23 protein-coding genes, 1 tRNA gene and 2 pseudogenes are annotated in these 21,492 nt (G+C 62.4%); 11 read left to right on the top strand and 15 right to left on the bottom strand.

Annotated elements, in window-relative coordinates:
* The first annotated feature begins 70 nt into the window (after positions 1-70).
* From FJ546_RS03670 to FJ546_RS31985, 3 genes and pseudogenes are all read left to right on the top strand, one after another.
* Positions 71-1,060, top strand: a complete 990-nt coding sequence (locus FJ546_RS03670) for a LysR family transcriptional regulator (RefSeq protein ID WP_140888126.1) — start codon at positions 71-73, stop codon at positions 1,058-1,060.
* 81 nt (positions 1,061-1,141) lie between these two features.
* Complete coding sequence (locus FJ546_RS03665) at positions 1,142-1,510, top strand: protamine-2 (modular protein) (protein ID WP_246686737.1); 369 nt, start codon at positions 1,142-1,144, stop codon at positions 1,508-1,510.
* Positions 1,511-1,750: 240 nt separating this feature from the next.
* Positions 1,751-1,974: pseudogene (locus FJ546_RS31985) on the top strand (hypothetical protein); the annotation flags it as partial.
* 177 nt (positions 1,975-2,151) lie between these two features.
* Here the strand turns inward: FJ546_RS31985 and FJ546_RS03655 are convergent.
* Both FJ546_RS03655 and FJ546_RS31080 read right to left on the bottom strand, forming a co-directional pair.
* A complete protein-coding gene (locus tag FJ546_RS03655) occupies positions 2,152-2,463 on the bottom strand; it encodes a hypothetical protein (RefSeq protein WP_246686736.1) in 312 nt (103 codons plus the stop codon).
* 482 nt (positions 2,464-2,945) lie between these two features.
* Positions 2,946-3,368 carry a hypothetical protein gene (locus tag FJ546_RS31080; RefSeq protein WP_181167813.1) on the bottom strand — a complete coding sequence of 141 codons (423 nt, stop codon included), beginning with the start codon at positions 3,366-3,368 and terminating at the stop codon, positions 2,946-2,948.
* A 207-nt stretch (positions 3,369-3,575) separates the two neighbouring features.
* Here FJ546_RS31080 and FJ546_RS03640 point away from each other — a divergent pair, with 207 nt between their 5' ends.
* Both FJ546_RS03640 and FJ546_RS03635 read left to right on the top strand, forming a co-directional pair.
* Positions 3,576-3,875 carry a DUF1236 domain-containing protein gene (locus tag FJ546_RS03640; protein ID WP_140888124.1) on the top strand — a complete coding sequence of 100 codons (300 nt, stop codon included), beginning with the start codon at positions 3,576-3,578 and terminating at the stop codon, positions 3,873-3,875.
* Between the two features lie 132 nt (positions 3,876-4,007).
* Positions 4,008-4,145 (top strand): hypothetical protein, encoded by a 138-nt coding sequence (locus FJ546_RS03635; RefSeq protein WP_348641954.1) that lies wholly within the window; start codon positions 4,008-4,010, stop codon positions 4,143-4,145.
* 816 nt (positions 4,146-4,961) lie between these two features.
* On the opposite strand, the gene FJ546_RS03625 is transcribed toward FJ546_RS03635, so the two are convergent.
* The 8 genes from FJ546_RS03625 to FJ546_RS03585 form a co-directional block, all read right to left on the bottom strand.
* Positions 4,962-5,035, bottom strand: a tRNA-Gly gene (locus FJ546_RS03625).
* Between the two features lie 96 nt (positions 5,036-5,131).
* Positions 5,132-7,018, bottom strand: coding sequence for an acyltransferase family protein (locus tag FJ546_RS03620; protein ID WP_140888122.1), 1,887 nt, complete (start codon positions 7,016-7,018; stop codon positions 5,132-5,134).
* 214 nt (positions 7,019-7,232) lie between these two features.
* Positions 7,233-8,723 (bottom strand): hypothetical protein, encoded by a 1,491-nt coding sequence (locus tag FJ546_RS03615; protein WP_140888121.1) that lies wholly within the window; start codon positions 8,721-8,723, stop codon positions 7,233-7,235.
* A 160-nt stretch (positions 8,724-8,883) separates the two neighbouring features.
* The gene (locus FJ546_RS03605) at positions 8,884-9,909 is read right to left on the bottom strand and encodes a glycosyltransferase family 2 protein (protein ID WP_140888120.1); all 1,026 of its coding nucleotides are present in this window, start codon (positions 9,907-9,909) and stop codon (positions 8,884-8,886) included.
* A gap of 110 nt (positions 9,910-10,019) precedes the next feature.
* Entirely contained in the window at positions 10,020-11,450 is a 1,431-nt protein-coding gene (locus tag FJ546_RS03600) for a HAMP domain-containing sensor histidine kinase (RefSeq protein ID WP_140888119.1), read from the bottom strand.
* The gene (locus FJ546_RS03595; RefSeq protein ID WP_140888118.1) at positions 11,447-12,121 is read right to left on the bottom strand and encodes a response regulator transcription factor; all 675 of its coding nucleotides are present in this window, start codon (positions 12,119-12,121) and stop codon (positions 11,447-11,449) included. The genes FJ546_RS03600 and FJ546_RS03595 overlap by 4 nt, the downstream gene beginning before the upstream one ends.
* 45 nt (positions 12,122-12,166) lie before the next feature.
* Positions 12,167-12,553: a hypothetical protein gene (locus FJ546_RS03590; RefSeq protein ID WP_140888117.1), complete on the bottom strand. Its 387-nt coding sequence runs from the start codon at positions 12,551-12,553 to the stop codon at positions 12,167-12,169.
* Positions 12,554-12,730: 177 nt separating this feature from the next.
* Positions 12,731-13,348: an outer membrane protein gene (locus tag FJ546_RS03585; RefSeq protein ID WP_095787321.1), complete on the bottom strand. Its 618-nt coding sequence runs from the start codon at positions 13,346-13,348 to the stop codon at positions 12,731-12,733.
* Between the two features lie 435 nt (positions 13,349-13,783).
* Between FJ546_RS03585 and FJ546_RS03580 the strand changes: the two genes are divergently transcribed.
* Positions 13,784-14,047: a DUF6460 domain-containing protein gene (locus FJ546_RS03580; protein WP_140888116.1), complete on the top strand. Its 264-nt coding sequence runs from the start codon at positions 13,784-13,786 to the stop codon at positions 14,045-14,047.
* Positions 14,048-14,050: 3 nt separating this feature from the next.
* Here the strand turns inward: FJ546_RS03580 and FJ546_RS03575 are convergent, their stop codons facing one another.
* Complete coding sequence (locus tag FJ546_RS03575; protein WP_140888115.1) at positions 14,051-14,953, bottom strand: histone deacetylase; 903 nt, start codon at positions 14,951-14,953, stop codon at positions 14,051-14,053.
* Between the two features lie 133 nt (positions 14,954-15,086).
* On the opposite strand from FJ546_RS03575, the gene FJ546_RS03570 reads away from it, so the two are divergent.
* The gene (locus tag FJ546_RS03570; protein ID WP_140888114.1) at positions 15,087-16,427 is read left to right on the top strand and encodes an MATE family efflux transporter; all 1,341 of its coding nucleotides are present in this window, start codon (positions 15,087-15,089) and stop codon (positions 16,425-16,427) included.
* On the opposite strand, the gene FJ546_RS03565 is transcribed toward FJ546_RS03570, so the two are convergent.
* Together FJ546_RS03565 and FJ546_RS03560 are read right to left on the bottom strand one after the other, a co-directional pair.
* Positions 16,420-17,499: a quinone-dependent dihydroorotate dehydrogenase gene (locus FJ546_RS03565; RefSeq protein ID WP_140888113.1), complete on the bottom strand. Its 1,080-nt coding sequence runs from the start codon at positions 17,497-17,499 to the stop codon at positions 16,420-16,422. The genes FJ546_RS03570 and FJ546_RS03565 overlap by 8 nt on opposite strands.
* Entirely contained in the window at positions 17,496-17,846 is a 351-nt protein-coding gene (locus FJ546_RS03560; protein ID WP_095791872.1) for a DUF952 domain-containing protein, read from the bottom strand. Before FJ546_RS03560 ends, FJ546_RS03565 begins: the two co-directional genes overlap by 4 nt.
* Before the next feature lie 107 nt (positions 17,847-17,953).
* Between FJ546_RS03560 and FJ546_RS03555 the strand changes: the two genes are divergently transcribed.
* From FJ546_RS03555 to FJ546_RS03545, 3 genes and pseudogenes are all read left to right on the top strand, one after another.
* Positions 17,954-18,388: a hypothetical protein gene (locus FJ546_RS03555; protein WP_140888112.1), complete on the top strand. Its 435-nt coding sequence runs from the start codon at positions 17,954-17,956 to the stop codon at positions 18,386-18,388.
* Between the two features lie 181 nt (positions 18,389-18,569).
* A complete protein-coding gene (locus FJ546_RS03550) occupies positions 18,570-19,229 on the top strand; it encodes a response regulator transcription factor (RefSeq protein ID WP_140888111.1) in 660 nt (219 codons plus the stop codon).
* Between the two features lie 117 nt (positions 19,230-19,346).
* Positions 19,347-19,568 (top strand): annotated as a pseudogene (locus FJ546_RS03545) (LysR family transcriptional regulator); the annotation flags it as partial.
* A 36-nt stretch (positions 19,569-19,604) separates the two neighbouring features.
* On the opposite strand, the gene FJ546_RS03540 reads toward FJ546_RS03545, so the two are convergent.
* On the bottom strand, positions 19,605-19,901 hold the full coding sequence (locus tag FJ546_RS03540) for a hypothetical protein (RefSeq protein WP_246686735.1): 297 nt from the start codon (positions 19,899-19,901) through the stop codon (positions 19,605-19,607).
* Between the two features lie 203 nt (positions 19,902-20,104).
* Complete coding sequence (locus tag FJ546_RS03535; protein WP_140888110.1) at positions 20,105-20,758, bottom strand: O-methyltransferase; 654 nt, start codon at positions 20,756-20,758, stop codon at positions 20,105-20,107.
* A 92-nt stretch (positions 20,759-20,850) separates the two neighbouring features.
* Here FJ546_RS03535 and FJ546_RS03530 point away from each other — a divergent pair, with 92 nt between their 5' ends.
* Positions 20,851-21,486, top strand: coding sequence for a TetR family transcriptional regulator (locus FJ546_RS03530; protein WP_140888109.1), 636 nt, complete (start codon positions 20,851-20,853; stop codon positions 21,484-21,486).
* The last annotated feature ends 6 nt before the right edge of the window (positions 21,487-21,492 follow it).

Here is a 21,492-nt window from a genome sequence, read left to right as displayed (position 1 = left end):
GTATATGTTATGACGCTTGACGGGTTGCTGGCAAATGCCTGCGGGCCACGAGCGGAGGCAGGGAAAAACCATGGCGGCGTTACGGAATCCGGCTGCGGGTTCAAATGATTACAACGAGACCCCAGGCGATGGCGAAACCCTGCTGCGCAGCGGCCTCAGCCTGCGTCATATGCGCATGATCGTCGCGCTCGACGATCACGGTCGGGTGAGCGCGGCGGCGCAGGTCATGAACATTTCGCAGCCGGCGGCATCGCGCATGATTGCCGAGATGGAGGCGGTGCTCGAGGTCAAGCTGTGCGAGAGGCTGCCGCGCGGCATCACGCTCACTCCCTACGGCAAGGCCTTGGCCAGGCGTGCGCGTACGATCCTGCTGGAGATGCGCGAGGTCGATCGGGAGATTTCCGAGCTCAAGGCGGGCAAGGGCGGTTCCGTGTTTCTCGGTGCCGTGACGGCGCCGGCGATCGAGCTGGCGGTGCCGGCGATCCGCGAAATCCGCCGCATCTATCCACGCATCGAGATCACCATGCAGGTCGAGACCTCGAATGTGCTGGCGCGCGAACTGATCGCCTCGCGCCATGATTTCATCATCGCGCGCATCCCCGACGATCTCAATCCGCGGCTGTTCGAATCGCGTGTCATCGGCGTCGAGAAGGCCTGCCTGATCGTGCGTCGTGGCCACCCGCTGACCAGAGGCAGCGTGGTGCGGCTGGAAGACACTGCCGCCTATGACTGGGTTTTCCAGTCGGGCGGCTCGCCCTTGCGTCAGGCGATGGAGAGCAATTTCCTCAACCGCAACATCGCGCTGCCGGACCGGATCCTCAACACCAGTTCGTTGCTCCTGACGCTGGTCATGGTCGCGCAGTCCGACGCCATCGCGCCGGTCTCGGTGCAGGTGGCGAAATTCATCCAGAACCCCGACGGACTCGCCGGCGCCATCGATGTCGTCCAGACCGAGTTCGACATCGAGGTCAGGCCCTATAGCCTGATCACGGTCAGGAATCGCGCGTTGTCGCCGGCCGCCAAGATGCTGCACGATTTCATCCTGCGCGAAGTGGGGTGATGGAACAAGAAGTGCAGTCACGCGTTCAGGCCGAACGGCATGCTCGCTGGAGCTCGTTTTGGGCGAGGGAACGAGATGCCGATGTCAACAACTCTGGAGGTTTTGATGGAACGTCGGTTGTTTCTCACAGGAATGCTGGGCATTGCGGGGGCCGTGGCGTTTGCGGGCATAGCCGGACCTGGCCGCGCGGTTGCCGGCATTCCTCAGGGCAACGGAATTCTCGATGAACTGGACAAGCCGGACCCGGCTGTCTTCGAAGGCGATGACGACCTCGAAGTCGAAAAGGTCTCTCACCGTCGTTGGCATCATCGCTACTACGGAGATCGCTATTACGGAGAGAGGCGGCGGCGGCGCCGCGGCTGGAGACGGGTCTGCCGTCGGTATTGGCGCCATGGACGCCGTCATGTGCGTTGTTGGCGCGAGCGGGTGTGGCTCCGCGCCTGGCTGTGACGAACCGTTGACGAAAAAGGCCGGCCGCCGCGGCGTGGCCGGTGTCGTCACTGCCGGAGGCACAGGAAGGTGGCGCCGCGAAACATCGACAATCTCGCCCGGTTCTTTCTCAAGGAGCAGATGCATTGGCCAGGGATAGTTACGCCTGACCAGTTCGTGCCGGTCCATCCATTTCGACAGGTTCCGGCACCGATCAAGTCAGCATCGCGAACCCGGCGACAGGCATGTGGCGGGGGCAAGATGATTAGTCGACCAAGACGAGCGGACGATTATCCAGTCCGCGTCATCGACTGCCAGGAGGCGATGGAGCCCGGCTTCCAAGCCGTCGTTGATTGCATGAGGCCGGCTGGTCGTGCGGCGAAACTCTGCGGTCACTGAAGCGGCTGATCGCGGCGGACAACTTGACCCAGAAAGAGAACGCCAGGACGGAGACACAGCTTGTCATTGCTCGGGCCATGATGCGCGGGCAAGCCGTTTTGGGTAATCACAACTCCGTAAAAATCGTACATTCATTTTCAATTGAAATGAGACGACAGGAGAGTAGGCTTTTGGCTCTTCGCCCGGCTTCCTCAAACGGCCGGCGCGGCCCGGCTAGTCATCCTGTGTCAACCTGAAGGCTGGCCGGGCCGCCTCGATGATCCCTAGCGACCGAGCGGCCATCGCGAAAGCGAGACGAGTTCAGCCTCGTCTTTGATGCCGGCCATATAGTTTGCGATAACCCGCGATGCGATCATATCGAGGGTGTCCGGTGGCGGATGCTCAAGTTTCAGCTTGTCGAAAACCCTGCCGAAGAGCGCCAATTCGGTTGCGTCGAAAATGCCGGCTTCAGTCGCCTTTCGCCGAATTGGCATGATCTTCCTCCGAAAGTCCTGAAGGGAAGCATGCCGTAAGTCCTCTTCGCCGCGCAAGTGCTTTATCCGGCCGATGATTCCGGGCTTCACCCATTGCGTCACCGGTGCTCCATGCCCTTCGGCGCCGGCCCGGCGTGCTCCTGGACACGCTTCCACAACCGCTCTCGGATGGCCCGGCTGGGAGTTGACGAAGGCCGACCCGACATAGCGGCCGGTCGCCCGATCCGCCATCAGGTCAAAGGCCGGCTTTCCAGCCTTGCGCTCGACGCCGAGCAGCTCGTATTCGTCGACCGAGTAGCATTTCGCCTTCAGCCAGTCGTCGACAGGCCGCTGCGGTATTTGCTGTCGCGGCGCTTCGATACCATTCCTTCAAGGCCAGCCTTGTCGAGCTTTTAGCCAATCGTGATATAAGCCACTGATAACGTTGCATTTTTGGGGCTTCTCATCGCGGCGGACAACATGGCCCAGACAAAGGCCGCGAGGACGGAAACAACAGCTTGCCGTTGCTCCGGCCATGATGCGGGCCGGAAAGTCCCTCGAGGAAGCTCCGATTTGTGGCATCTCTATTTTGCGCTTTCCGGTTTCTAGACACGATGCGCGATCAACCATAGAAGCAGGATGAGAGCCGCACCGAACGCAAACAGCGTATAGCCCGCAAGAAGTAAAAGGATGGGGAAAAAGTCACTGCGGTAGGCTGTCAGGATCATCCGGACCAGAGGGCTGGCAATTTCATTGTGCAATACGTCGTCTTTGTCTTCTACAACTCCGATACGTGGAGTTTTGTGCGCCTCAGTCGCCTCAGTCGCCTCAGTCGCCTCAGTCGCCTCAGTCGCCTCAGTCGCCTCAGTCGCCTCAGTCGCCTCTGCCCGCTCTGACTTCGCAGCCGTCTCGGAATTCTCAGCCGCTTTTAAAATCCTGTTTGATATATGGGCCGCCACCAACGGATCATCGGATAGATGGTCCGGTGAGACCGGTTTGGCGAAGATTTCAACGCCATGTGTGCCCATGGGCCAGTAAGCGTCTCTGCTGATTTAAGTTCCCTCGAAAAGGGGCCGCGCGAGCAAGTTGTAAGATCTTTCCCTTTCAGGATGGGCCTTTGGTCCGGTCAGTATGCGACTGAAGTCCGTCGTCAGGAACCATGCCGCTGGCGGCAAGTTCGGAACAGCGGCGGGCAGAAGGGTCCTGCTGTCGCCAGATTACAAGAGGAGAAAACTATGAGAATGCACCTAACCAGCGCCGCCGCGGCGCTCGTCCTGTTTGCTGGCGTCGGCGCAGTGGCCGCCGAGGATGTTGTCATCACACCTGAGCAGGACACCGTAGTGCGCGAATACGTGAAGAAGCAGCCGCTGGCTTCCGTCAAGATTCCGGGCGTGGAACTCAACGTCGGCACGGCTCTGCCGGATACGGTCGAGCTCCACGAGGTTCCGAACGTCAAGTACCGCTACGTTGTGATCGACAACCGGACGGTTCTTGTGGATCCGAGCACGCGTAAGATCATCAAGGTCTACAACTGACCTGATGTAACAGCTCGTCGCCTTCATTGGCGGCGGGCTTAACGAGGAATTGCGATAGGTACCACCATGTCACATCGTGAGGCTGGGAATTCCGAGGCTTTGGCGTCGCGTGTCGTTGATCTCAAAACCCGAATGCTTGAAGCGAACATTACAGACGGCGAGATCGAGACATTCCAGAAGGTGGCGGCCCTTCTGGGGGATGTCCATGGGCGTATCGAGGGCGACGACCTGATTGCCGCGTCGTTCCTTGTCGACCCGCATGTCGGTTGAAGCGTCCTGTTCCCGGGGCTCATTTGGACCGCGATCGATCGCTGGGGCGTCAAGTTCGGCCGCCATCGTAGGACTGAAGTCCCTTCCAGATCCGCCAGAAGGCCCAGCCTGGAACATTTTCCGCCACTCTTGTTTGTTCTCAATGGGACACCGGTTGGGAGAAATACGGAAATGGCTTTGTGCGATGAATTGAGCGACGTGACGATGGAGTTCCACTGTCCGGCCTGCTCACACCCTATGGTAAGGCCTGGTTCCTGGCTCCGCACAATCGGAAGCTTCAGATGCGACAGTTGCAAAGCTATGGTGCGCATAGGTTATGAAAAGAAGCTGTCGATTTTTGCGGCCTACCTGAAAAACCGGCACCAGCATGGCGCCGGCGTCGCGCCATCACGTCAGGCGGATCGATCAATTCCGCGCTTTCCTCTGCATGGAACATAAAACCTGGCGGCCCGGCGGTTGACGATTTGGGGCACTTGTCAGCAGCCGGGCCTAACCGGCGGTTTGTTGGGGTATGTGGGTCGCCGCCGGCTGTGGCAAAAATGCGCCGAAGCCAAGAGGCTGGCATCATTCGAACAGGCGATCAGGAATGCGGGCAAGCGCGGCCTTAAGAATAGAGCGGGCAAGCGCTGCCTTAAGAATAGAGTTGCCTGATCGAATCTTTACGCGAGTTTGAATGATATCGGGTGCAACCGGCAAAGGGCGCGCCCGGCCGAGAGACCGCATTGCGCTCCCGCCCCACAAGGGAGACGCGACGTGGCGGAAACCAATCCCAATTCAATCAGACAGGCTCAGGAGTTGCGGTTCCTGTCCGCAAGCTGGAGCGGGTAGCGGGAATCGAACCCGCGCGTTCAGCTTGGGAAGCTGACAGGCTACCATTACATCATACCCGCGCGTGCCCTCGTTACCATGAGGTTCGGCCTTCGGGCAATCGCAAAGCGGTTCCTCGAACAAACGCTTTCGCTGGTCCTCGGCGCTGACCGTGATTCCTATTTTGCCTTGGCGACTTTGTTGCTGGCGGCAAAGCTTGGCCAGTATTTCGAGATGGCGAGCGTCGCGCCGGCGGACGAGAAATGACCGTAGTCGAAGTAGAGAAACTGCCTGGTGCCGGCGTCGGCATAGGAGCAGCCGGCCGCGTCGCACAGATAGGCCAGCGGGTCGATGAAAGTCGCCCCTTTGACGAATGGCAGCACCTGCTTGTTGATGTCCGGATCCATGGCCATCGGCCAGGATGTGTTCGCGACGTGCTCCCTTCTTGCGAAGAAAGCGATTTTCTGGACGTCGGCGATGAACTCCGGAGACTGGCCGATGACATAGACCTTGACGCCCATGTCGCGCAGCCGGTCGACTGTCTTCTGCAGGCCGTCGAAGCCCCTTGCCTGATAGTCGGTCCACCTGCCGCTCAGGATCACCGCCTGGATGTTGGCATCGTGGATGATCGACAGCGCCCGTTCGTTGAAACGCGTGCAGGCCGGCCGGGCATAGGAGAAGTAGCTCAGATTGGGTGGGCAGCCGGCATAGGTATACTGGATGATATTGGCCTGGATTTTCTGGGCATTGGCTTCCAGCCCCGACACGTAGTGCGCGGCGAAGGAATCGCCCCACAGCAGCACATTGGTGGGAAAGCCATGCGTTCGGGTGCAGTCGGCGAGGTTCCAGTTCTCAATCCGGCTCGCGCCCTCATTGAAACAGACGCCATTGCGCCAGTCACCCACCAGGACCCGTTCCGTCGAGAAATCCGGGAACCGTTGCGGAAAACCCTTGCCCAGCGCACCGGCCAGGCCGGCGACGCACAGCAGGGCGATCGCCGTGGCCGAGAAGGCGAAGATGGGCAGGGGGGCGGTGAAGGCTCGCTTCTGGCGGAAGGGCTGCTCGACATATTTCCACGAGAACGTCGCCAGCGCGACGCTCGCCACGATCATCGCCATGATCGTCGGCACGCCGATGGCCTTGAGCGAGAGATAGTGGACGAACGAATTGATCGGCCAGTGAACGAGGTAGAGCGAATAGGAGATAAGGCCGATCCACACCAGCGGTGTGAGCCGCAGCACCTGCGTGGCGACAGGGACCGGCCGGTCCGCATGGGGCTGGCCAGCATAGATGAGCAGCGCCGTTCCGATGCAGGGAAACAGGGCATTGTAGCCCGGAAACGGATCGCTTTCCGAAATCGTCAGAAAGCCGAAGGCGATCAGGCCAAAACCGGCCAGCCCGATCAGTTCAGTCAGCGGACGGCTGGCAAGCGCCGGCGGCTTTCTCAGCATCAGCATGGCGCCCAGCGCCAGTTCCCAGATGCGCGTCGGCAGGAGGTAGAAGCCGGCGGTCGGCGCCAGCGTGGTTGCCATGACCGCCAGGGCAAAACTGCCGACGGCAATCGGCAGCAATATCGTCAGCCAGCGCTTCGAGGCGTATCGGTAGATCAGATACACCAGGACCGGTGCGAAGATATAATACTGCTCCTCGACCGAAAGCGACCATGTGTGCAGCAGCGGCCGTAGTTCCGCGTCGATGGAGAAATAGTTGGTCGTTTTCCAGAAATAGATGTTCGACCAGAACGTCGAGGCCGCGATCACGCTGAGGCTGTACTCGTGCAGATCCGACGGCAGGAGGATGAACCAGGCGGCGATACTGGCGAGCAGGACGACGAAGGTCAGCGCCGGCAGGATGCGCCGCGCGCGGCGCCAGTAAAAGCGACCGATCGAGAACTGGCCGCGCTCGAGGTCGTCGAGCAGGCTGCCGCTGATCAGATAGCCCGATATGACGAAGAAAATATCGACACCGGTGAAGCCGCCGGGAATGGCCGATACGCCGAAATGGAAGAGCACGACGGGCAGCACCGCAACGGCCCGCAGGCCATCAATATCACGCCTGTAGTTCATCCGGCGGGTCCGTACGCCGTGGCCCTTGGCAGCCGTGCGGCGGAACCTGACATGCTCCTCATGCGGCGATGTCCCCGTCGTTCGAAAAATCGTGGCTCGTGGTTTTCACGGACTGTGCTCTGCAACACAAGTTTGCTGCACTGCAACATCCATGTCAAGGCAGATGCCAGACCTTCGAACGCTGACGAAACCGGTTTCGAACGGAGGCTGTAGATCAGGCGGGAGGCAGGTAGATCACGGCGTCGTCGTCCGCATAGGCTCGCTTCCAGCCCAACTCCGCGAAGAATGGGATGCGAGTATCGTCGGCCGTAAGGAGTGCCCAGCCGATGGCGTATTTCTTCAACTGGGCCTCGAGCAGCGGTTTTCCGTCGCTGTGTCCCGTCGCGTCCTCGGCTTTCGTGAAGCCGCCCAGGAACAGCTGGTCCGTCCTGCCGTCGACGTAGGTCTTGATGCCGTGGAAGATCAGCGTGCCGCCGAAATTATAGGAATTCAGCACATTGCCGGAAAGCTGGTGATCCCTTGCGTATGCGAGGGCGCCGCTGGCCGCTGTCTTCGGGCTCGGCGCCACCTGGTAGGCACTGCCGAGGATGACGACCGCACCGACCAGCAGGATAGCGATTGCGCCGCAGATCGCGTAAAACTGGTTGGCGAAGAGTTTTTCCAGTCCGTCACGCTTTTCCGCCAGCCAGGTCGGGGTCGAGACCGAGGGGTATTGCCGGGCGACCTCGACCGCGATCACCAAGGGGATCAGCAGGAAGGGCAGATATACAAACCGCAGATGGGCGAGATAGACATGCAAGGCGAAGACGATGAACACCGCCTTGGTCCAGCCGATCCGCAGCCTCGATACCAAAAGTCCAAAAAGCGCCAACAGCATCACCGCTTCCTGGAAGATCTGCTCCTGCGCGTTGAACGCCCGCCACTCCAGGATGAGTGGCACCGCCTCGTTGCCATAGGCCACCGTGAACGTCGCCAGGATGGCTTTCATCCCATAGGGATGCATCAGGCTGACCAGCGGGCAGAGCAGGCCGAAAGCAACCCATTTTGCCAGGAGGGCGGGTTTCGACAGACCCGTGCGCGCCAGGAGATCGAGCCCGGCGAAGGCAGCGATGACGAAGCTCAGGGTGAACGTGGCATGAAGGTTGGCCCACAAGACCACAAGCACCAGCAGCCACAAGGGCGGGGCTCTCTCTTCCTGCGCCGCGCCAAACAGCATTGCCGTCCAGACGACGATGATCGGCAAGGTGAAGACGTGTGGACGGGCCGTATAGATCGGGGCGATCAGCAAAGCCGCGGCGAAGGCCAGCGCTATCGCCAGTGTCGGCTTCAGCCATGCGCTGAGGAACCATCCCATCAGGAAGACCGTCAGGCTGACCGTGGCGATGATCAGTGTGACGACGCCATTCCAGCCGCCGGCACGGTAGGCGAGGGCCAGAAAGACCTGCCCCAGCCATTCCTTGGCGATCCACGGCTGACCGGCGAACGTATAGGAATAGGGGTCGACGACGGGAAACGTCCGGTTTTCCAGAAAGTCCAGTCCGACCTTCACTTGCCACCAACTGTCGGGATCCTGAAGCATCGCGCTGGCCAAGGTGGCAAGCAGATAGGCCACCAGGCAGGCGCAGAGAAGGCAGAGTATCAGCCTGATGCGTTGCGCGTCCCCGAGGGACGGCCTCGCCGCCGCGATTGCCGTGGTCTGGTTCATGTCGCGGCTCCAGATGGCGTCGCCGCCACGACTGCTATATAGCCGAGCGTCGTGTTGAGAAGCCCGACGGCGCCAAAGCGCAGCATCCGCGAGACCTCAAACGGAAGAGCCGACCGCATCCTGCCCATGCCGTTCCCGTTGCATCCGCCCGACCTTCGCCTCAGCCACGCGCGGCTCTTTTCGCCATCTCCTGCAGGCGATGGACGGGCAGGTCGCTGTCCTTGGCCGGTTGGTCGCGCGAAACGATTTCGTTGACGAAATAGAGCGGCCGCCGCTTCGTCTCCATGTACATGCGGCCGAGATACTCGCCGAAAATGCCGAGCACCAGAAGCTGGACGCTGCCCAGGATCAGCATGATCGCGGCAAGGCTCGTCCAGCCGGGCACCACGTTACCCCTGGACCATTCGATCAGTGTATAGCCGAGCACGACCAGGCCGAGAAGGCCGAACATCATCCCCAGCATCGAGGCAAACCGCAAAGGCACGATCGAAAAGCTGGTCATCGCGTCGACCGCCAGCAGGATCATCTTCTTCAGCGGATAGTGGGTGGTGCCGGCGAAGCGCCGGTGTCGCTCGTAAGGGAAGGCGACCTGCTTGAGCCCGATCCAGCTCACCATGCCGCGAATGAACCTGTAGCGTTCGGGCATCGCATTCAGATGGTCGAGCGCCCGGCGGCTCATCAGCCGGAAGTCCCCGGAGTCCGGTGCGATCTCGACATCGACCATCCGGCCGAGCAGGCGGTAGAACATCGAGGCGGAAGCCAGCTTGAACCAGCCTTCGCCGTCGCGCTTGACCCTCTGGCCGTAGACGACATCGAAGCCTTCATCCATCTTCGCCATCATTGCGCCGAGCAGTTCGGGCGGATCCTGGAGATCGGCGTCGAGAATGAGGATGCGCTCGCCGCGGCAGAATTCCAGTCCCGCGCTCAAGGCGATCTGGTGGCCGTAATTGCGGGCAAGGTCGATGGCGACCACATGGTCGTCCTTTTCGGCCAGTTCGAAAATGGCCTCGCGGGTGCCGTCGGTCGCCCCATCGATGACAAGCACGATCTCGTAGGAACGGCTTTGCTCGAGGCACACGGCGCTGACGCGTCGGTGAAGCTCGGCCACGCCGTCGCGCTCGTTGTAGCATGGCACGACGACCGACAGCGTGACCGCGCGGTGCGCGCCGATTTTTCCTGTTCCCACCAAAAGCCTGGCTCCCGCTCTTGCAATGGCAATAGCGGCAATTGGTTAGAAAACAGATAAGCCAGGTCGACATGGGATCATCGGCCGGCCGACGCGATGGGCTCGGCACGTCACGGACGCACCGGCAACTCCATGCGGATGCGGGCGCCGCGCCAGGAGCCCGTCAGGATGCGGATCGTCCCGTCATGCAGCAGCGCGATCTGCCGGGCGAGATTCAGTCCCAGCCCCGCGCCGCGCGACTGCGGCTGCAAGCGGTAGAAGGGCTCGAAGACGTTCTCGCGCTCTTCCGCGGGAATGCCCGGTCCCTCATCGCGTACTTCGATGCCACCGGCCTCGTCGATGGCGATCGTGATCGTGCCGCTGCCGCCGCCATGCTCGATTGCGTTGCGCACGAGGTTGGCGAGCGCCCGTTCGATCTGCAGGACATTGATCTCTACTCGCGCCTTGTTTGGCGACGGCTCGAAGGCAAGGTCATAGCCGGCCTCGATGGCGAGCGGTGCGAAGTCGGCCGCCACCCGGCTGACGAGATCATCGAGATCGACGATCTGGCGCTGGTCCGACGGGCGATCGAGCAACTGATGGTCGAGCAGTTGCTGGGCAAGATGCGACAGGCGTTCGATGTCACGCAGCAGCCGCGCGCTCTGCGGTTCCTGCTTCAAAAGTTCAGCGCGTGTGCGCAGGATGGCGATCGGCGTGCGCAGTTCATGCGCCGCGTCGGTGAGGAAACGGTTGTGGCGGTCATAGCCGTGGGCGAGGCGGGCAAGCGCCTCGTTGAAGGCATGCACGAGCGGCGCGATTTCCTGCGGCACCTGCTTGACTGGCAATTGCATGGCGCGGGTGCCGATGTCGATGCGCGCAGCCTGGCGGACCGTTTCGACAAGGCCGGCGAAGGAACGGCGCACCACGGCTGGCGTCGTCACCAGTGTCGTCGTGCCCATGACGAGAATGATGGGCAAAAGCAGGATCGCGATGACGAGCGCGAGCGCCGGCAGCGCGCGCTCCCAGTTCCTGCTGCCGTCCGGATTGCGGGCGACTTCGACGGTGGCGGAAATGTTGATCTCAAGGCCATCTGTCTGTTGGCGCGATGACTGCGTCGCGGCGATGATCTGCACCATGCCGGCCTTGGTCGAAGCGTTTTCGATATAGGCCTCCGGCCGCATGTCCTTGTCGGAGAATCCGATCGTGGCGTGATCGGCCGCGCCAAGCAACTCGTCGAAGCTTTTGGTGTAGATGTCGGGTATGTTGCCGGCACGGACGCTCTCGCCGCTGCCATCGCGAACGAGATACCAGACATTGGGGAAGCTCTCGCGAAACGCGGTGAGTTCCTCCGTTTCACGCACGATCAGCCTGCCGTCCTTGTCCCGGTCGACGGCATCCTTGACGGCCGCGACGGCGGCCTCATTGTCGATCAAAAGGCGCGGATTGGCGATCCAAAGGGCTGCCGCGCAAAGCACGATGAAGATGAGCAGCGTCGCCGCCTGCAGCAGGATCAGCCGCCGGACCAGGATCCATTGCAGCGAGCCAGTGCGGACCTTTTTCACGAGACCGCCCGCAGGAGATAGCCGAGATTGCGGATCGCCCGGATCTCGATGCCGGCGGCGACATCGTCGAGCTTGCGGCGCAGCCGCGAAATATGCGCATCGAGCGCATTGGAGCCGATCTCGTCGTCGAGGGCATAGACAGCCTCTTCCAGCGCGCTGCGCATGATGGTCCGGCCCGGTCGGCGGATCAGCGTTTCAAGCACCAGCCTTTCGCGCCGCGGCAGATCGAGCGCCTGGTCCTCGATCAGCGCCTCGCGATGGCGGAAATCATAGGTGAGGCGGCCGACCATCGTCTGGTTGGCGCGCGAGGTGAACGAACGCCGGTGCAAGGCATGAAGCCGCGCGACGAGTTCCACCGTGGCGAAGGGCTTGACCATGTAATCGTCGGCGCCGGCATCGAGCCCGGCGACCCGGTCGTCCAACCCGCTCATCGCCGTCAGTGCGATGACAGGCACATCCAGATGCAAGGCACGCAGGCGCGGTATGAGGCTGAGACCGTCGCCATCCGGCAGCCGGCGGTCCAGCACCACCGCGTCGTGATAGCCCAGGCGGGCCATCGCCTCGGCATCGGCCAATGTCGCGGCATGGTCGACGATGATGTCCACACGCTCGAGCGCGGCCTTCAGCACGGAGGCCATTTCCGGTTCGTCCTCGATCAACAGGACGCGCATGAATATATTCTCCTTTATCCGCGGCCGGTCGGGGTCCGCGGCCGTTCACTCGCATTCCAGCTTTGGCTGGCGGAAATTGGTGATGAACCAGCGGCCGCCGGAAGCGCGGGCATAGAATGTGTAGAAGCATTCCTGACGCTCGATATAGCCGGGCGTCTCGGTCTCTTCATAGACGGTTCCGTGTTTTGTCTCGCGAACCTCGCCGCTCGATGTCCCGGAAACCGCTGACGTCGACACCTTGCGCCACTGATAGGCGCGCTCGCCCTGGCCAAGATCGACGATCGCCGTTGGCGGACCATAATCGAGGACGACCGATTCGACCGGCTGCCCGACATAATTTTTCATGATGTCGGAGGCACAGCCTGCGAGCGCGATTGCGATGAAGACGATCTTCGGGGCTCGTGTCAGGAGGCTGGCGCCATGCGTGGACATATCGGAACAGATTCCCATGGTGAAAATTCACGCACGGACCTAGATCGCGAAGATTGCATCGACATTGCAGCGACGCATGGGAAGGGCGCCATTGCGCAAAAAGGCCGCTGTGCGGTGGATATCGAGACACCGGATTGCGCGATGCCCAGCGGCATCGTGCAATCCGGTTCGCTCGGTCTAGAACCGGTAATTGATGCCGGCCTTCAGTTCATGGCTGCCGATCGTCGTCTTCGATGTGCCAAGAGCCGATGTCGTCTCCACGCCGCGGGTGCGGACATAGTCGTACTCGACCTTGGCGGACAGCCCGCCGGCGAAGCCCTGCTCGATGCCGGCGCCCAGGAGGTAGCCGACCTTCCATCCATCGGCGCTGCTGACGTTGTCGCCCTTGTCGAATTTGGTCAGGGCAACGCCGCCGGTGCCAAACAGCAGCGTCTGGTCGAAGCTCAATCCTGCCTTGGCCTTGGCGGCGCCGCGCCATTTCTCCTTGATCTTGCCGCCCTGGACGTCGTGTTCGGCGCCGCCCAGATAGGAGCCTTCGATCTCGGCGCCGAGAACGGTGGGACCCATCTGCTGGTTGTAGCCGGCCTGGACACCGCCGCTGAAGCCATTGCGGCCTGCAAACGGGTTAGGCATCCCGGTGAACGCCGTGCCGCCATGCACGCCGACATAGGCGCCGCTCCACTGGAAGGCGGGCGGGTCGTTGTAGGTGGGTGAAAGGTCGGCGGCCATCGCCGGCCCGAGAAGGCAAAAGGCGAGGCTAGCCGCCGTCAGGACGATCTTTACTCGAGAGGACACAGCATTACTCCAACACAAACGCGCATCCAGCAATCGACGCGCAGGTTAACTCTCGGGGAGCTTGGCCGCTGGGCGATCAGGCTCCGGTTTGGTGTCTTTCAGGGATGGCTGCACGGTCCTGAGACTGGCGTTCGCCAGCCGTGGCAAGGGGGTCGGAGCGCCGCGCAACCAGTCACCTGAAAGACGCCGACTGTCTCGCAGGTGAAAATTGCACGCACATTGCGCAAAATTGGAAAATGACGATTTTGTGCTTTATTTTCAATAAATTAAAATGAGCTTGTTTACCTATATTTAAGAATTGCGGGCCGTCCGAAGCTCGGAGTCTCGATCCCCTGTTCCAGCCGGGCACAAACCGCGCTGGCTTGATGGATAGCCGCCAAGCACGTATCTCTGGGCCGTGCCCGTGAGTCTGGGCATCTCAATCGGGAGACGACCTTGTCCGCACTGACGCGCTTTCTCGGCGACTCGCCGCTCAGGGTGATCCTGAAGCTGCTGGTGGTGTCGTTCCTCGTCGGCCTTGTCATGAATGCCTTCGGCTGGTCGCCGATGGATGTCTTCTACGGCATCCAGAAGTTCTTCATCGATCTCTGGAACCTGGGCTTTCACGCCACCGACCGCTTCCTCGGCTACATCCTGCTTGGGGCCGCGATCGTCGTGCCGGCCTTCATCGTGCTCAGGATCGCCAACTATCGGAAGTGACTTTCAGCTGTAGGCCGAGGCGACCTCGAACAGGATGGCGTGCCGTGCGGCAAGGGCCGGAACATCCGTCGAATAGCCGCCACCGATGACGCCGCAGATCGGAATGCCGAGTGCACGAAAATGGCCGATGACCATCTCGTCGCGGGCGTGCAGGCCGTCATTGGAAAGCGCCAGCCTGCCAAGCCGGTCCTCGGCGTGGACGTCGACGCCGGCATTGTAGAAAACGATGTCCCAGCGCGCCCGGGCCGACAGCTCCGGCAGGATCGCGGCCAGCCTCCTGAGATAGGCGGCATCGCCGGTGCCGTCGGGAAGCGCGATGTCGAGATCGGAGGCGATCTTGCGCACGGGATAGTTGCGCTCGCCATGCATGGAGAAGGTGAACACACCTGGCTCCTCGCTCAGGATATCCGCGGTGCCGTCGCCCTGATGCACATCGAGATCGACGACCAGGATGTTTTGTGCGGCGCCCTCGTCGAGCAGCACCAGCGAGGCGACGGCAACGTCGTTGAAGGTGCAGAAGCCGGCGCCTTGCGCGCGCCGCGCATGATGGCTGCCGCCCGCGGTGTTGCAGGCGATGCCATGGCGCAAGGCGAGCCGCGCCGCCAGTATCGTGCCGCCTGTGGCAAGCTGCGCGCGCAGCGAAACGCGGGGGCCGACCGGAAAGCCGATCTCCCGTTCGATTTTTTCCGGTACTGAACAGCTGATGACCTGGTCGACATAGTCGGCCGCATGGGCAAGCCTCAGCCATGATGCCGGTGCCGGATCCGCGGTGTTGAGCGCGTCAGGCCTGGCCAGGCCGCGTGCGCGCAAAGCCTCCATCAGCAGCGGATACTTGCTCATCGGGAAGCGATGATTGGTAGCAAAGCCGGCGTCGTAGTCGGGGTGGTGGACGATCTGCAGGGGCATGAACGGAATCCGGCGGCTTCGCGCCAGACCGGGATTTCGGTTGGCCATCGCGGGAAGAATGATTGCGCGGTGGCCGGAAAATGGGGCACATCGGCTCTTCGATCAAGCCGCAAATCAGCAAGGCAGCAATCCCTTGGACAAGGGCGCAACTCCAGTCGACGCCAGAGCTTTTGTCGTTACCAACCGTTCCGTGCTCGCCATAGCGGTGCCGATGACGCTCGCCTATCTGACCACGCCGATGCTCGGCCTGGTCGACACGGCTGTTGTCGGCCAGTTCGGGAACGCTGCTTTGCTCGGCGGCCTTGCGGCGGGCGCACTTGTTTTCGACGTCGTCTTCACCAGCTTCAATTTCTTGCGTTCGGGCACCACCGGCCTCGTCGCCCAGGCTTTCGGGCGTGGCGACACGCTCGAGGAACAGGCGGTGTTCTGGCGCGCCGTGCTGATCGCGGTCGTTGCCGGTGTCGTGCTGGCGGCGCTTTCGCCGTTGATCGCCATCGCCGGCCAGTGGTTCATGGGCGCCGAACCGCGCGTCAGCGAGGCGATGGGCGTCTACATCAGGATCAGGCTGCTTTCCGCACCGTTTTCGCTGATCAACTACGCCATTCTCGGCTATGTGCTGGGGCGTGGCGAGGGCGGGCTCGGCCTTGTGCTGCAACTGGTGCTCAACGGCATCAACATCGCGCTCTGCTTCCTGCTTGGCCTGAAGCTTGGCTGGGGCGTTGCCGGCGTCGCCTGGGCAACGGTCACGGGCGAATTCCTGGCCATGCTGCTGGGTCTCGCCATCGTGGTCCGTCGCTTCCGCGCGATCCCGCCCTTGCCGCGCCATCGGCTGCTCGACACGGCCGCCTTCCTGCGCATGCTGTCGCTCAACCGCGATATCATGATCCGCTCGTTCTCGCTGCTTGCCGCCTTCGCGCTGTTCACCCGCCAGGGCGCGCAGTTCGGCACGGTGACGTTGGCAGCCAATGCGGTGTTGATGAACTTCTTCCTCGTCGCCGGCTATTTCCTCGACGGATTTGCCACCGCCGCCGAGCAGCTCGCGGGCCGCGCCGTCGGCGCCCGCGCCGAGCAACCCTTTCGGCAGGCGGTGCGGCTGACCCTGTTCTGGGGGTTAGGACTGGCCGGTGTCGCGACCCTGGTGCTGCTGTCGGCCGGCGCCAACCTGGTCGCCATCGTCACGACATCGCAGGAGGTCCGTTCGGTGGCCGACATCTATTTGCCCTGGGCCGCATTCACCGCGCTGAGCGGCGTGCTGGCGTTCCAGATGGATGGCGTCTTCATCGGCGCGACCTGGTCGCGCGACATGCGCAACATGATGTTGCTGTCGTTTCTGGTCTTTGCCGTCGCGCTGTTGACGCTGGCGCCTGCCTTCGGCAATCAGGGCCTGTGGGCGGCGCTGCACGTTTTCCTGCTGGCGCGCGGCTTCAGCCTGCTGACCATCTTGCGGTTGCGGGTGCGGACGGCGTTCAGCTGAGCGGCTTGGACGCCCATCGATCGAGGTGACTGTCGCGCAATTCGCCAATGGACTTCAGCCGCTCCGTCTCGCAAAAGCGTGCCATGCCGGCGACGACACGGCCCGGCAGCGCGGGTCCGGCATAGATCATGCCGGTGTAGAGCTGCACCAGATCGGCCCCGGCGCGGATTTTCTCCAGCGCGGTCTCGGCGGAATCGACGCCGCCGACCCCGACAATGGCGATGCCCGGCCCGAGCAGCTTGCGCATCTTCGCCAGCACGATAGTAGAGCGTTCGAACAGCGGTTTTCCCGAAAGCCCGCCGGTCTCGCGTGCGACGCCGCCGCTGCGCAGCGGCGGCCGCGAAATTGTAGTGTTGGAGACGATGATGCCGTCGATCCGTTTTTCCACGACCTCGGCGGCGATGTCTTCCAACTCGGCCTCGACCAGATCCGGTGCGATCTTGAGGAAAATGGGCGGCTGGGCCGCGGCCGACGCACGCGCGGCCATGACACGCGATAAAAGTTCGCCGAGCTGCTCGCGCGCCTGCATGTTGCGCAGGCCGGGCGTGTTGGGCGAGGAGATGTTGACCGTGAGGTAGCTGGCATAGGGGGCAAAGCGGGTGACGCCGCGCTCATAGTCACCGATGCGATCGGCGCTGTCCTTGTTGGCACCGATATTGACGCCGACAATGCCGGAACGTCCCTTGCGCGCGGCAAGGCGTTTTTCGGCCACGGCATGACCTTCATTGTTGAAGCCCAGCCGGTTGATCACCGCTTCATCCGCCGTCAGCCGGAAGATGCGCGGTTTCGGATTGCCGGCCTGCGGCAGCGGCGTGAGCGTGCCGACCTCGGCAAAGCCGAAGCCAAGGCCAAGCAGCGCATCGGGCACCTCGGCATTCTTGTCGTAGCCGGCCGCCATGCCGAGCGGATTGGGGAAGTCGAGGCCGCAGATGCTGGCCTTCAGCCTGATGTCGCGCACCGTCCGCGCGCCGGCAGGCAGGCCGCAGCGCAGCGCCGCGATCGACAGGCCATGGGCGGTTTCCGGATCGAAGGTGAACAGCAGCTTCTGGCCCAGTCGGTCGAGCACGCTCATTGCCCCTCCAGTGGCGGGAACCGATGCGCGCCATCGGCACCGAGCGGCAGCGGCCGCACCCATTTGACGGTATCCAGCACCAGCACGCCGTAAAGATGCGGAAACAGCGCGCCGCCGCGCGAAACCTCGTATTTCAGCGCGTCGCCCAGGCTGGCGTCGTCGACGGCGACCAGCAGAAGGTCCGTCTGGCCGGAAAAATGCTTTGCCGCGGTTTCCCGGACCTGCGCCGCCGTGGAGAAATGGATGAAGCCGTCGGCGACATCGATCGGCGCGCCGGTGAAGCGGCCACTGGCTTCGGCCTCGCGCCAAAGCGCTTGCGGGGTTATCTTGTAGATAAACTGAGACATGGCTGCGCTATAGTCCGAACCAGTCGTGCGGGGAAGGCCACGCCAAGGGTCTTCCCCATTTCCGGCGCAAACATGCGATATTTCAGGCCTTGGCCATGGAGGACAACATGCGTCTGCAACACATCTTGATCCCCGCCGCGCTGGTTTCACTGGTCGCGGTATCAGCTTATTCGGAAGAGACCGATCGCTACCGGCTGGAAAAATCCGCCAACGGCTATGTCCGTATGGACACGCAGACCGGTGCGATGTCGATCTGCGAGGAACGCTCCGGTCAGCTCGTCTGCAAGGTGGCGGCCGACGAACGCGCCGCGTTCCAGGACGAAATCGACCGCCTGCAGAGCTCGATGAAGGCTATGGACGAGCGCGTCACCAAGCTGGAGAATTCGCTCTCCGCCCGCCTCGAATCGAAACTGCCGAGCGAGGAGGAATTCAACAAGACGATGAGCTACATGGAGCGCTTCCTCAGGGGCTTCATGGGCATCGTCAAGGATATGGACAAGGACAACGGCGGCGGCGCCCAGCTCAACTCGCAGAAGACCTGAGCTCCTATAGCGCCGCGCGTCCTTTTGGACGCGCAAAGGACGCTGTAGGACTTTGATCTTGCGAAGCGGGGAAAACGCGGCGCGCTGGTTTTGCCGCTTGAAAACAGCGCGCTGCCCCTCATAATCGCCCGACTGGTCCCGAAAAGCTTAAAAATCATCGACGGGATTCGGGGAGGAACATTTGCCGTCAGGCTATTCTTTCGTCATCGCCGACGATCACCCGCTGTTTCGCGGTGCGCTCCGCGAAGCGCTTGCCGGCATCGGCAATGTCGCCGCCATTCACGAGGCCGGCGATTTCGAAAGCGCCAAGGCATTGGTCGTGGCCAATGAGGATGTCGATCTGGTGCTGCTCGATTTGTCGATGCCGGGCGCCAGCGGTCTCTCCGGCCTGATCTCGCTGCGCGGCATTCACCCTGCGGTGCCACTGATCGTGGTCTCGGCGCATGACGATCCGGCGACCATCAGGCGCGCGCTCGATCTTGGCGCATCCGGCTTCATCTCCAAATCGGCCAGCATGGAGGAAATCCGCAACGCCGTGCAATCGGTGCTGGCCGGCGACATCGCGGCGCCCGTCGGCGTCGATCTCGGTGTCGAGCGCGATCCCGAAATATCGGACCTGATCAAGCGGCTGCAGGCGCTGACGCCGCAACAGACGCGCGTGCTCGGCATGCTGGCCGAAGGCTTGCTCAACAAGCAGATCGCCTATGAGCTCGGCGTTTCCGAGGCGACCATCAAGGCGCATGTCTCGGCCATCCTGCAGAAGCTCGGCGTGGACAGCCGCACCCAGGCGGTGATCCTTCTGTCCAAGATCGGCACCGACCCGTTGCAGACCAACGGCTGAGCGTCTGCGTCGCCTGTTCAATCGGGACACCGGACCTCGGTCTGCACCGGTCGGACGTTGAAACTCACGAAGCTGATGGCGGCCATGATTCAGACGCCGATGCCGCCATAGAGCATCACCCAGCTCGCCCCGCCCGGCACCATCGAGGTCAGCCGTAAATTCGGCCTTCCGCCGCTGCCGTCGTCGGAGATCGTGCTCTTGTCCACGCTCTCAGACCCGCAATCGCGCGATGCATTGCGCACCCTTGCCATGGGGTTTCGCGAGCATCGTCCGTCGCTGGCGGCCAACGGCGTGAAGCCCCGGTTCCGCAATTCGCAGATGGTCGACAGCCCCGTCTGAGGCTGTCGACCCGCGTCTGTGCGATGACGCCGAACCTCAGCGATAGTTTTCGATGGTTGAGCCCAGTTGCGGCGTGGCATCATCCTCCGTCGGCCGCGAAGGATTGCGCGCCCGGCCGATGGCGGCGCCGAGACCAAGCGATGCGATCGTCACCAGCGGAATGCCGGTGATCAAGGGCAGGCGCGGTGCCAGCGCGTAAGGCGCCGTTCCGATCGATGGCCCCAACGAGTCCTTGAGGTCGACCGCCACCGACGAAGCCGCCATGTAGGAGGCGCGCCGTGCTGGCGGCGCCAGCGCATTGACGGCGGTCGGCACCAGCGGTCCGACCAGCATCTGCGCGATCGAGGGCTGGGTGCAGGGCTGCGCGCCAGGAGGAAAGAAGCGTGTTGATCATGACGTCACCTGCGCATGGAGGCCCGACTGTCGTCGACGGCCAGGGGTTTGCGCGTTGGTTGACGTAAACGCCTACGGCCGCCCTGGAGCGACAAGGAGGTTTGAGCCGCGTGGTAGTATCCAATACGGCGATGGGGCCGGCTTCAGCCGAGCCGCACGGACAATTCGACGTCCTCGCCGAACGGCGTGGACATGTAGCCCGATGCCGGCGAGCGCACCCGCTGCAGATATTCGGGCGAGAAATCGGCATTGTCGGCGATGACCAGCGCGCCTGGCCGCAAGCGGCTCTCGACCAGGCTGAGGATCTCCGGATAGATCGCCTTGGCGCCGTCGAGCAGCAAAAGGTCGATCGTCTCCGGCAGGTCGGTGCTCAGCGTTTCAAGCGCGTCGCCCTCGCGGATCTCCACCAGGTCGATAAGGCCGCCCTCGGTCAGATTGGCCTTGGCCCGCATCACCTTGGATGGCTCGAATTCGGTGGTGATCAGGCGGCCGCCGCCATTGTCCCTGAGCGCTGCCGCAAGATAGAGGGTCGAGATGCCGAACGAGGTGCCGAACTCGATGATGATGCGCGCCCCGCTGCTGCGCGCCAGCATGTAGAGCAGCGTGCCGGTCTCTGGCGAGATCGCCAGCCAGAGGTCCTTCAGCCGACCGTAGAAATCGATATATTCAGTCTTGCTGTTGAGCAGGCGCGCCCGCTCCTCGTGCAACAGTCCCGCCACCGGACTGGTCGCGGCATTGGCTTCTTCGAACAGGCGGGCGAGCAGCGGGGCCAGCGGGGCATTGGTCAGCGTCGTCATGAACGTCTCCGGTCGAAATGGCTGCGTGCTTGTGTTGCTCCGAAAATACGAATAATCCTTCAGGTTTCCAATTCGCATTACCGGGCCGAGACATGACCGAACGCCCAAGTCATTCGATTTCCTCGCGAAAACTGCCCAAACAGGCTCGCGCGACGGACCTTGTCGCGGCGATTTTGCAGGCTGCTGTTCAGGTTTTGGAGAAGGAAGGCGCGCAGCGTTTCACCACCACGCGCGTGGCCGAAAAGGCCGGAGTCAGCGTCGGCTCGCTCTATCAGTATTTCCCCAACAAGGCGGCACTTCTGTTCCGGCTGCAGAGCGACGAATGGCAGCAAACGACCGACCTGCTGTGCCGTATTCTCCAGGAGGTCGAGAAGCCGCCCCTCGAGCGGCTGCGCATCCTGGTGCATGCTTTTGTCCGCTCCGAATGTGAAGAAGCGGCAGTGCGTGGCGCGCTCAACGACGCGGCGCCGCTTTATCGGGATGCGCCAGAGGCTCAAGAGGCGCGGGCTTCGGCAGAGCGCACGGTCGAGATATTCATGCAGGAGACCCTGCCCGAGGCCTCCGATGCCACTCGGGCCTTGGCCGGCGAACTGGTCACGACGATGCTCAGTGCGGCGGGACGGGATTTTTCGGCAAGCCCGCGAATGCCTGCGGAGATCGAGACCTATTCCGACGCGATAGCCGATATGTTCTGCGCCTACCTCAGGAGCCTGGGGCACAAGGCCTGAAATCGC

The sequence above is a fragment of the Mesorhizobium sp. B2-4-19 genome, from assembly GCF_006441315.1.
In the GTDB taxonomy this organism is placed as follows: domain Bacteria; phylum Pseudomonadota; class Alphaproteobacteria; order Rhizobiales; family Rhizobiaceae; genus Mesorhizobium.
This window is presented reverse-complemented; position numbering and strand designations above follow the sequence as displayed.

Excerpts from the sequence above, each read along its gene's own strand:
- FJ546_RS03640 (WP_140888124.1), top strand. The coding sequence starts at position 3,576 with ATGAGAATGCACCTAACCAGCGCCGCCGCGGCGCTCGTCCTGTTTGCT.
- FJ546_RS03560 (WP_095791872.1), bottom strand. The coding sequence starts at position 17,846 with ATGTCTCAGTTTATCTACAAGATAACCCCGCAAGCGCTTTGGCGCGAG.
- FJ546_RS03530 (WP_140888109.1), top strand. The coding sequence starts at position 20,851 with ATGACCGAACGCCCAAGTCATTCGATTTCCTCGCGAAAACTGCCCAAA.
- FJ546_RS03615 (WP_140888121.1), bottom strand. The coding sequence starts at position 8,723 with ATGAACCAGACCACGGCAATCGCGGCGGCGAGGCCGTCCCTCGGGGAC.
- FJ546_RS03620 (WP_140888122.1), bottom strand. The coding sequence starts at position 7,018 with ATGAACTACAGGCGTGATATTGATGGCCTGCGGGCCGTTGCGGTGCTG.
- FJ546_RS03565 (WP_140888113.1), bottom strand. The coding sequence starts at position 17,499 with ATGAGCGTGCTCGACCGACTGGGCCAGAAGCTGCTGTTCACCTTCGAT.
- FJ546_RS03635 (WP_348641954.1), top strand. The coding sequence starts at position 4,008 with ATGCTTGAAGCGAACATTACAGACGGCGAGATCGAGACATTCCAGAAG.
- FJ546_RS03540 (WP_246686735.1), bottom strand. The coding sequence starts at position 19,901 with ATGCTGGTCGGACCGCTGGTGCCGACCGCCGTCAATGCGCTGGCGCCG.
- FJ546_RS03535 (WP_140888110.1), bottom strand. The coding sequence starts at position 20,758 with ATGACGACGCTGACCAATGCCCCGCTGGCCCCGCTGCTCGCCCGCCTG.
- FJ546_RS03670 (WP_140888126.1), top strand. The coding sequence starts at position 71 with ATGGCGGCGTTACGGAATCCGGCTGCGGGTTCAAATGATTACAACGAG.
- FJ546_RS03590 (WP_140888117.1), bottom strand. The coding sequence starts at position 12,553 with ATGTCCACGCATGGCGCCAGCCTCCTGACACGAGCCCCGAAGATCGTC.
- FJ546_RS03575 (WP_140888115.1), bottom strand. The coding sequence starts at position 14,953 with ATGCCCCTGCAGATCGTCCACCACCCCGACTACGACGCCGGCTTTGCT.
- FJ546_RS03555 (WP_140888112.1), top strand. The coding sequence starts at position 17,954 with ATGCGTCTGCAACACATCTTGATCCCCGCCGCGCTGGTTTCACTGGTC.
- FJ546_RS03595 (WP_140888118.1), bottom strand. The coding sequence starts at position 12,121 with ATGCGCGTCCTGTTGATCGAGGACGAACCGGAAATGGCCTCCGTGCTG.
- FJ546_RS31080 (WP_181167813.1), bottom strand. The coding sequence starts at position 3,368 with ATGGGCACACATGGCGTTGAAATCTTCGCCAAACCGGTCTCACCGGAC.
- FJ546_RS03665 (WP_246686737.1), top strand. The coding sequence starts at position 1,142 with ATGTCAACAACTCTGGAGGTTTTGATGGAACGTCGGTTGTTTCTCACA.